Source organism: Actinomadura sp. DC4, from assembly GCF_030406325.1.
Taxonomy (GTDB): domain Bacteria; phylum Actinomycetota; class Actinomycetes; order Streptosporangiales; family Streptosporangiaceae; genus Actinoallomurus.
Map to the genome: position 1 here is coordinate 1 of NZ_JAUEQY010000081.1, position 1324 is coordinate 1324.

The 1324-nt window shown below is 63.4% G+C and carries 1 protein-coding gene; it reads right to left on the reverse strand.

From position 1 onward, the window contains the following. Window positions 1-181: 181 nt before the first annotated feature. On the reverse strand, window positions 182-1324 hold a 1143-nt coding region (locus QWU11_RS47035), incomplete at its 5' end, for an IS701 family transposase (protein WP_290121129.1).

The following is a 1324-nucleotide window of genomic DNA, read 5'->3' on the forward strand; positions in this document are numbered from 1 at the left end:
CTAGTACTACATCCCTAGATCTGGATGACCTGGAGGCGTAGGCGTCGGCGGAAGTGGCTTCGGCGGGCTCTGGCTTGATGTTCGCGGCGGATGATCGACCAGTGGAGGCCCTGGTCAATGGTCTGGTCGGGTTTGCCGGAGAGGTTGAGGAGGCGGCGGATCTCGCCGATCGACAGGCCGATCAGTCGTCGGGCCGGGTGGTGATCTGTGGTGTCTGGTTCAGCGGGGGCCGGTGGTGGGTTCGTGTCGCTTCGCCGGTTGTGTGACCGGGAGTGGCTCGGGTTGTCCACAGGTGGTGGGTCCCTTTTTTGCCGGTGGCGCGTAGCACTGCCAAGAATGTCAGGGCGAGCATGGACAAGGTGATGTGCCGGTGCCAGGGGTCCCATTTACGGACCTGGTAGCTGTCGAGGCCGGCTTCTTGTTTGGCCGCCTCGAAACTTTCCTCGATGGGCCAGCGGGAGCCGATAACGCGGACGAGTTCGCATATGCTTTCACCGCGCGGGTTGTAGCAATGGAAGTAGCCCAGTTCACCGTCGGTTATGTTGCGGCGGAAAACGTACTGGTGACCGCCATCGGCGGTGACCATGGCCCAGTCATAGACTCGGAATCCTTTTGTGCCGATCCCGCAGGAACGACGTGACCACTCGTGCGGTTTCAACCGGGCGGCGATCTGCTCGACGACGTTTGGTGAGCGTTCCGCGGTGGATATGTTGCCGGTCACCACATCGGTTGTCTTGGGCACCGCCATGCAATAGGCGATCTGCCGCTCGGCCAGATGGGCGCGCAGGCCCGGGTTCTGCCCGAACTCCTCATCAGCGGCGAACCAGGCGAACGGCGCTCCGGCCGCCACCGTCCGGTCGATCATGGTCGCCGCCTGCTGCGGACGGGTCCGGAACGGCAGACCGGCCGGGACCCCGGCCTCGGCACAGCGAGCAGGGTCGGCGATCCAGGGACGCTCGGGCATATACAGTTCCCGGTCGATCAGCACCCGGTCCCCGCATGGGTTGGCATAACACAAAAAGGTAGCGATCTGGCAGTTGTCGATACGGCCTAGCGTCCCGGAGTACTGCCGCTGCACACCCACCGATTTGCGGCCCTTCTTCGCGAACCCGGTGGGATCGGCGATCAGCACCGACCGCGGGTCAGCGAAATGCTCCATCGCATACGCCCGTACATCATCACGCAACACATCGGCGTCCCACGGCGTGAAGTTCAACAACCGCTCGATCCCTGCCCTGGTGGGCTCCCCGGTGAACTCCGAAATAGTCCAGGCGTTCTTACGTTCCAGCGGCGCCAGCAGACCACGCAGGTACTGCCGGAAATG